This window comes from Glutamicibacter sp. (assembly GCF_032154645.1).
Classification (GTDB): Bacteria; Actinomycetota; Actinomycetes; order Actinomycetales; family Micrococcaceae; genus Glutamicibacter.
Genome location: NZ_JALDXV010000014.1, coordinates 76,563 through 84,758 on the forward strand (window position 1 = coordinate 76,563; position 8,196 = coordinate 84,758).

The following is an 8,196-nucleotide window of genomic DNA, read 5'->3' on the forward strand; positions in this document are numbered from 1 at the left end:
ACAAATCCCCGGAAGGAGTGTTATGGCAACCCCGAGCAAGACTGCAGCGATTGAAGAGATCACTGCTGACTTCAAAGATTCGACTGCGGCTGTCTTGACCGAATACCGTGGGCTTACCGTTGCACAGCTCAAGGATCTGCGCCGCTCGCTTGGTCAGGAGACCAAGTACGCCGTTGTGAAGAACACCTTGACCGCTATCGCAGCGAAGGAAGCCGGCATCGATGCATTCGATGACCAGCTTGCTGGTCCAACCGCAATCGCCTTCATTAAGGGCGATGCAGTTGCTGCCGCTAAGAGCCTCACGGAGTTCGCCAAGACCAACGACAAGCTGGTTATCAAGACCGGTTGGTTCGAAGGCAAGGCACTTGACAACGCCGGCATCGCAGCCCTGGCTGCACTGGAATCCCGCGAGACCCAGCTGGCACGCGTTGCCGCTGTGCTGCAGGCTCCAGCTTCCGCCGCTGCTCGTGTCGTCGACGCACTGCGCGCAAAGCTCGAAGAGAACGGTGGCGCTGCTGCCGAGGAAGCTCCGGCAGAAGCCTAAGCTTTCGCGACTCTCTCGCAACGTAACCCAAATTCATAGGCCTTCTGGCCAAAACCGAAAGGACGCCGACCATGGCGAAGCTCACCAACGAAGAGCTGCTTTCCGCATTCAAGGAAATGACCATCATCGAACTCTCGGAATTCGTTAAGGAATTCGAGGAGACCTTCGACGTTACCGCTGCTGCTGTTGCCGTTGCTGGCCCAGCTGCCGGTGGCGAAGCTGCTGCTGAAGAGAAGACCGAGTTCGACGTTATCCTCGAGTCGGCTGGCGACAAGAAGATCGCAGTGATCAAGGAAGTTCGCGCAATCACCTCCCTGGGCCTGAAGGAAGCTAAGGAGCTCGTTGACGGCGCTCCAAAGGCTCTGCTTGAGGGTGTTGCAAAGGACGCTGCTGACAAGGCTGCAGAAGCTCTCGAAGCTGCTGGCGCAACCGTCACCGTTAAGTAAGTTCCGCGGTCACTCGCAACTTATCACCGAAGGCTCACAGGTTTTACCTGTGGGCCTTCGGCCGTTAACTGAGAAGGGCCTTCGGCCGTTAACTGAGAATTTCTTGTACGGACCTTAATAAAAGCTATATAACGTTTCTATTAACAGCGTTTATGGATGTCTACCGTTTATTGTTGTTTTTGTGTCAAAACGCGAGAACTTAGATGTAAAGAAAGCAAGGCCGAGGTTGGGCTTGCTGGACGGGCTGCGAATCATGGCAGCTCTCTTGGTGGTCCTGTATCACTACACGGCGTGGGGGCACGATTACTGGGGAGCCTATGCTCCGGATGTCTGGCCGTTGCTCTCAACGGTGACCCGCTACGGGCAAATCGGAGTCCAGCTGTTCTTCCTGATTTCAGGCTTCGTGATCCTAATGTCTCTCCAAGGCAGAAACCTGACGCACTTCATCGGATCCCGCGTGGGCCGACTCTACCCGGCGTACTGGCTCGCGGTACTCGCGGCGGCGGTCTTGTGCTTTGTCATCTGGCCGCGCATCGGTGAAGGCAGGGCTCCGAGCGATATCATACCCAACCTGACGATGATGCAGGGCGCATTCGAGATCGAAGACCTGGATGGCGTCTATTGGACTCTGTGGGTTGAGCTTCGCTTCTATATCCTGCTCGGCCTCATGCTGGCCTTGGGACTGGCCAAGGACCGCTACATCATGATGCTTTCGGTGATCTGGCCAGCGGCCGGATTCATGCTGCATTTCACCGAGCTGGAAAAGCTCCAAGAGTGGATCGCCGGACAATACGCTGCCCTGTTCGCAGCCGGCATGATGCTGTATCTCATCTACAAACGAGGTCACAGCCTGTTGCGCTGGACGCTGGTGGCATTCAACACCGCCATTGCCGCCTACTTCACGGGAATCAAGGGAAGCAGCGACGCGCTGAGCCTGTCAAAGATGGAAGTCCCGGCCTGGCACTATCAGGTGCTGGTCGTGCTGTGCGTGCTGCTGCTGGCGCTGGTGACGCTAACCTCGTTGAACAAGGTGGAAACCAAATGGCTGATGATGGCCGGCTCGCTTACCTTCCCGTTGTATCTATTCCACGAAATCTGGGGCTGGTGGATCATCAATGAGCTGCACCCATGGGTCAACAAGTACGTCCTGCTGCTTGCCACGATTGTCCTGATGCTCGCCTGGGCCTATGTCGTTGCCCGTTTCGTTGAGAAACCGGTGGGACTGAAACTGCGGAACTCGACGATCAACTCGCTGAACGCCGCCTCGGGCTGGTTCAAGACGCGCCGAAGCGAAGTCGGCGGAACTATTGTGGAACCGAAATATCAGCAATAGTCGCCTCAAAGCCGGCGACGAATGCCTCGGGGGAGACCAGCAGGCCGTGGCCCGGATCCCCGGATCCGAGGGCAATCTTTTCCGGAACCGGTTCGTCGAAGACGCTGGAATCGATGAGCACCGGCAGCGGCGTGTGCGAGCCGAAAGGGGTAATGGTGCCCCGGGCAAAGTGTGTGACTGCCAGCGCTGTTTCCGCGTCGGGTAGGGAAAGTTTGTTGACCTGCAGCACCGATCGAATTTTCGCCCAATCCATTTTGCGACCGCCTGGGATCAGTGCGAACACGTAGGTATCGTCCGAACGCTTGAGGACCAACGTTTTGAGCAGCTGCGAGGGATGTACACCAAGCGCCGCCGCCGCCTCTTCTAGAGAGTTGACCTTGGCCCGCGGCACAATCTCAATCGGAACGCTGCGCTTGGAAGCGTCGAGCATGACGCGGGTCAGCGCTTCCGAATCCTGCTGTTCGCTCATTGACTATTGCCTCTACTTTCCTCACCGGGACCACGACTTAGGCATGAGCCTAATGCAGGTTTGGTGTGTGAGGGATGCTTCAGCGCTGTGCTGGAAGCTGAATTTATGGATTTACGCAAGAAATATTGCTTCTGATCGACGCTCGTGACCAATCGCACAAAGAATAATCGGCGCCGCCGTGATGCGCTTTGCGGATGGGGCGTTGTGTGGCCTTGGCATTTTGCCAAGTGCATTGAAAATCCACGGATCATGTGGGAAAAGCTGAAGAAAATGCTCGGGATGCGGCGTCGGATCCACGGTCGGATCTGGGCGAAAAGCTCCGTGAAAACCGCGTCGCTATTAAGCAGGCGGAAAACTATAGCACGGATTCGGCCAACGGGTATCGACAACCCAAAAATCCTACGGTAGAGTGGAAATTTGCGCCTTACTGTTTGCGCGCGCAACCTTCATATAGCGGTGGGCTGCGTGGTCGAAAAATGAGGACCTGTCCTAAGACAGGCACCTTATCACGGTAAGCGTTAGGAAACCTGACGGTCTTTGGAAGGATCCATCTTGGTCGCCTCGAGCAACCCTAACAACCAAACCGCTAGTTCGGCTCGCGATGCTGCATACGCTGGCCGACTTTCTTTTGCAAAGATTCACGAACCCCTTGAAGTGCCTAACCTGCTGGCATTGCAGACCGAGAGCTTTGACCGCCTCGTCGGCAATGAGCGCTGGGTAGAGCGCCTGGCAGCAGCCGAGGCTATTGGCGACACCAGTGTGCCAAACACCTCCGGCCTGGCTGAAATCTTCGAGGAAATCTCCCCAATCGAGGACTTCCAGGACACCATGTCCTTGAGCTTCTCGGATCCGGAGTTCGCTGATCCAAAGTACACCATTGCTGAGTGCAAGGATCGCGACGCCACTTACGCGGCACCGCTGTACGTCAAGGCCGAATTCATGAACAATGAAACCGGCGAAATCAAGCAGCAGACCGTGTTCATGGGCGATTTCCCGCTGATGACCGAAAAGGGCACGTTCATCATCAACGGCACCGAGCGTGTCGTCGTCTCCCAGCTGGTCCGTTCCCCGGGCGCGTACTTCGAGTCCGCACCGGACAAGACCAGTGACAAGACCATCTACTCCGCCCGTATCATCCCATCGCGTGGTGCATGGTTCGAGCTGGAAATCGACAAGCGCGACCAGATTGGCGTACGCCTTGACCGCAAGCGCAAGCAGTCGGTCACCGTCCTGCTGAAGGCCCTGGGCTGGAGCGAAGAGCAGATCCTGTCCGAATTCGGCCAGTACGACTCAATGCGCGCCACCCTTGAGAAGGACAACATCAAGGACCAGTCCGAAGCGCTGCTGGACATCTACCGAAAGCTGCGTCCGGGAGAGCCGCCAACGGTCGAGGCCGCCCAGGCTCTGCTGAAGAACATGTACTTCGAGCCAAAGCGCTACGATCTGGCCAAGGTCGGCCGCTACAAGATCAACCGCAAGCTGGGCGTGGAGACTCCTGTCAATGCCGAGAACGCTTCGGTGCTCTCGCTGGACGACCTGGTGGCAATGATCCGCTACCTCGTCGCCCTGCACGCAGGCGAAAAGACCGTCTCCGGCACCCGCAAGGGCGAGATCGTCGACATCCCTGTGAACGTGGATGACATCGACCACTTCGGCAACCGTCGCATCCGCGCCGTAGGCGAACTGATCGAGAACCAGGTCCGCACCGGTCTGTCCCGCATGGAGCGTGTTGTGCGCGAGCGCATGACCACCCAGGACGTCGAGGCCATCACCCCGCAGACCCTGATCAACATCCGCCCAGTCGTTGCTGCGATCAAGGAGTTCTTCGGAACCTCCCAGCTCTCGCAGTTCATGGACCAGAACAACCCGCTGGCCGGCCTGACCCACAAGCGCCGCCTGTCGGCTCTGGGCCCGGGCGGTCTGTCGCGCGACCGCGCAGGCATGGAAGTTCGAGACGTGCACCCGTCCCACTACGGACGCATGTGCCCGATTGAAACTCCCGAAGGTCCGAACATTGGTCTGATCGGCTCGCTGGCAACCTACGGCCGCATCAACGCCTTCGGCTTCATCGAGACCCCATACCGCAAGGTCACCGACGGCGTGGTCTCCAACGCCGTGGAGTACCTGACCGCCGACGACGAACTGCAGCACTACATCGCACAGGCCAACGCGCCTTTGGATGAGAACGGCCGCTTCATCGAAGACGGCGTGCTGGTGCGTGAAAAGGGCGGTGGCGGCGAGCCTGTCATCGTCGACGCCTCCGAAGTAACCTACATGGACGTTTCCCCTCGCCAGATGGTTTCCGTGGCAACCGCCCTGATTCCATTCCTCGAGCACGACGATGCCAACCGAGCACTGATGGGCGCCAACATGCAGCGCCAGGCTGTGCCGCTGCTGGCTTCCGAGCGCCCGCTGGTGGGTACCGGCATGGAGAAGTACGCGGCGATCGACGCCGGCGACTCCGTTGTGGCCCACAAGCCAGGCGTAGTCACCGAGGTCTCCGCCGACCTGGTAGTCGTCATGAACGACGACGGCACCGAGTCCATGTACCCGATCATGAAGTTCGCACGCTCCAACCAGGGCAACGCCTACAACCAGCGCGTTCGCGTCTCCGAGGGCGACCGCCTGGAGTACCAGTCGATCATCGCCGACGGCCCATCCACCGACAAGGGTGAGCTGTCCCTGGGTAAGAACCTGCTCGTGGCATTCATGTCATGGGAAGGCTACAACTACGAGGATGCGATCATCCTCTCCCAGCGCATGATCTTCGACGACGTGCTCACCTCGATCCACATCGAAGAGCACGAGGTCGACGCCCGCGACACCAAGCTGGGCGCCGAGGAAATCACCCGCGACATCCCGAATGTCTCGGAAGACATCCTCTCCCAGCTCGATGACCGCGGCATCGTCTACATCGGCGCCGAGGTTGAAGCCGGCGACGTACTGGTAGGCCGTGTCACCCCTAAGGGCGAGACCGAACTGACCCCAGAAGAGCGCCTGCTGCGCGCCATCTTCGGCGAGAAGTCCCGCGAAGTTCGCGATACGTCGCTGAAGGTTCCGCACGGCGAGTCCGGCACCGTCATCGGTGTTCGCATCTTCGACCGCGACAACGACGACGAGCTCTCACCTGGTGTGAACCAGCTGGTGCGCGTGTACGTGGCCCAGAAGCGCAAGATCACCAACGGTGACAAGCTTGCAGGCCGCCACGGCAACAAGGGTGTCATCTCGAAGATCCTGCCGCTGGAGGACATGCCGTTCCTTGAGGACGGTACCCCGCTGGACGTCGTACTGAACCCACTGGGTGTGCCGGGTCGTATGAACGTCGGCCAGGTTATGGAAATCCACCTGGGCTGGGCCGCCAAGCAGGGCTGGAACATCGAGAATGAGCCGGAGTGGGTCAAGGATCTTCCTAACCTGCCTCGCCAGTCCGGTTCCACCACCGTGGCAACCCCGGTCTTCGACGGCGCTTCGGAAGCTGAAATCCGCGGCATCCTGGATTCGACGAACAAGACCCGCGACGGCGTGCGTCTGATCGGCAACACCGGTAAGGCCCGTCTGTTCGACGGCCGCTCCGGCGAGCCATTCCCGGATCCGGTGTCGGTCGGCTACATGTACATCTTGAAGCTGCACCACCTGGTGGACGACAAGATCCACGCACGTTCCACTGGTCCGTACTCCATGATCACCCAGCAGCCGCTGGGCGGTAAGGCGCAGTTCGGCGGCCAGCGCTTCGGTGAAATGGAAGTGTGGGCCCTGGAGGCCTACGGTGCTGCTTACACGCTGCAGGAAATCCTGACCATCAAGTCGGATGATATCCACGGCCGTGTCAAGGTCTACGAAGCCATCGTCAAGGGCGAGAACGTTCCAGAACCAGGTGTTCCAGAATCGTTCAAGGTGCTTATCAAGGAAATGCAGTCGCTGTGCTTGAACGTCGAGGTGCTCGGCACCGACGGCAACACGATCGAAATGCGCGAATCGGACGAGGAATCATTCCGTGCCGCTGAAGAGCTGGGCATCGACCTTTCCCGGTCCGAGCCCAACTCCGTAGAAGAGGTGTAAGCCGCGGGCCATATCCTGGCCCGCAGCCCCCACTTCATTCGTATCGACTTCAGACACCATAGAAGAGAGAAAAGGACCCTATGTCCAACGATTCCTCATTTGGCCTCATGCGCATTAACCTTGCCACCGCGGAAGAAATCCGCGCGTGGAGCTACGGCGAGGTTAAGAAGCCTGAAACCATCAACTACCGCACCCTGAAGCCGGAGAAGGACGGTCTTTTCTGCGAAAAGATCTTCGGTCCTTCCCGCGACTGGGAATGCTACTGCGGCAAGTACAAGCGCGTGCGCTTCAAGGGCATCATCTGTGAGCGTTGTGGCGTTGAGGTGACCCGTGCGAACGTTCGTCGTGAGCGCATGGGCCACATTGAGCTTGCAGCTCCAGTGACCCACATCTGGTACTTCAAGGGCGTTCCTTCGCGCTTGGGCTACCTGCTGGATCTGGCTCCGAAGGACCTTGAAAAGGTCATCTACTTCGCCGCCTACATGATCACCTCCGTGAACGAGGACCGCCGCCACGCAGAAATGCCAAACCTGCAGGCACAGCACGATCTCGAGCTGCGCCAGCTGGCAACCAACGCCGAAGCCGACAAGAAGGCAGTTGCTGCCGACCTGGAAGCCGAGTTGGAGCGCATGGAAGCCGACGGCGCCAAGAACGCCGAGCTGAACAAGGCCCGCACCCTGGCCGAGAAGACCGTTCTGCAGATCGACAAGCGCGCCAAGGCCGAGGCCGAGCGCCTGCGTGCGGTCTGGGAGCGCTTCAAGGGCCTGAAGGTTGCAGACCTTGAAGGCGACGAAGGCCTGTACCGCACCATGCGTGAGAAGTACGGCCTGTACTTCGAGGGCTCCATGGGTGCAGAGGCAATCCAGAAGCGTCTTGAAAACTTCGATCTGGCTGCCGAGGCTGAAGAGCTTAAGCAGATCATCGACAACGGCAAGGGCCAGAAGAAGGCTCGCGCCCTCAAGCGCCTGAAGGTCGTCAACGCATTCCTTGCCAACGGCAACTCGCCTAAGGGCATGGTGCTCGACGCCGTTCCAGTGATCCCACCGGAACTGCGCCCAATGGTTCAGCTCGACGGTGGCCGCTTCGCCACCTCGGACCTGAACGACCTGTACCGCCGCGTGATCAACCGCAACAACCGCCTCAAGCGCCTGCTTGATCTCGGTGCGCCTGAGATCATCGTTAACAACGAAAAGCGCATGCTGCAGGAAGCCGTCGACTCGCTGTTCGACAACGGCCGCCGCGGCCGTCCGGTCACCGGTCCAGGCAACCGTCCGCTGAAGTCCCTGAGCGACATGCTCAAGGGCAAGCAGGGTCGTTTCCGTCAGAACCTGCTCGGCAAGCGCGT

At 59.1% G+C, this 8,196-nt stretch carries 5 protein-coding genes and 1 pseudogene; 5 read left to right on the forward strand and 1 reads right to left on the reverse strand.

Features of this window, described 5'->3' with window-relative positions; genetic code table 11:
- The first annotated feature begins 22 nt into the window (after window positions 1-22).
- From rplJ to RUH64_RS12295, 3 genes are all read left to right on the forward strand, one after another.
- Window positions 23-544, forward strand: coding sequence for a 50S ribosomal protein L10 (gene rplJ, locus RUH64_RS12285; protein ID WP_313813716.1), 522 nt, complete (start codon window positions 23-25; stop codon window positions 542-544).
- 71 nt (window positions 545-615) lie between these two features.
- On the forward strand, window positions 616-990 hold the full coding sequence (rplL, locus tag RUH64_RS12290; protein ID WP_313813717.1) for a 50S ribosomal protein L7/L12: 375 nt from the start codon (window positions 616-618) through the stop codon (window positions 988-990).
- A gap of 181 nt (window positions 991-1,171) precedes the next feature.
- Window positions 1,172-2,323: an acyltransferase gene (locus tag RUH64_RS12295; RefSeq protein ID WP_313813719.1), complete on the forward strand. Its 1,152-nt coding sequence runs from the start codon at window positions 1,172-1,174 to the stop codon at window positions 2,321-2,323.
- Here the strand turns inward: RUH64_RS12295 and RUH64_RS12300 are convergent.
- Entirely contained in the window at window positions 2,295-2,792 is a 498-nt protein-coding gene (locus tag RUH64_RS12300; RefSeq protein ID WP_313813720.1) for a YbaK/EbsC family protein, read from the reverse strand. The two genes, RUH64_RS12295 and RUH64_RS12300, sit on opposite strands and share 29 nt — an antisense overlap.
- Window positions 2,793-3,344: 552 nt before the next feature.
- Here RUH64_RS12300 and rpoB point away from each other — a divergent pair.
- Together rpoB and RUH64_RS12310 are read left to right on the forward strand one after the other, a co-directional pair.
- Window positions 3,345-6,851, forward strand: a complete 3,507-nt coding sequence (gene rpoB / locus RUH64_RS12305; protein WP_313813721.1) for a DNA-directed RNA polymerase subunit beta — start codon at window positions 3,345-3,347, stop codon at window positions 6,849-6,851.
- Window positions 6,852-6,931: 80 nt separating this feature from the next.
- Window positions 6,932-8,196, forward strand: a pseudogene (locus RUH64_RS12310) (DNA-directed RNA polymerase subunit beta'); the annotation flags it as partial.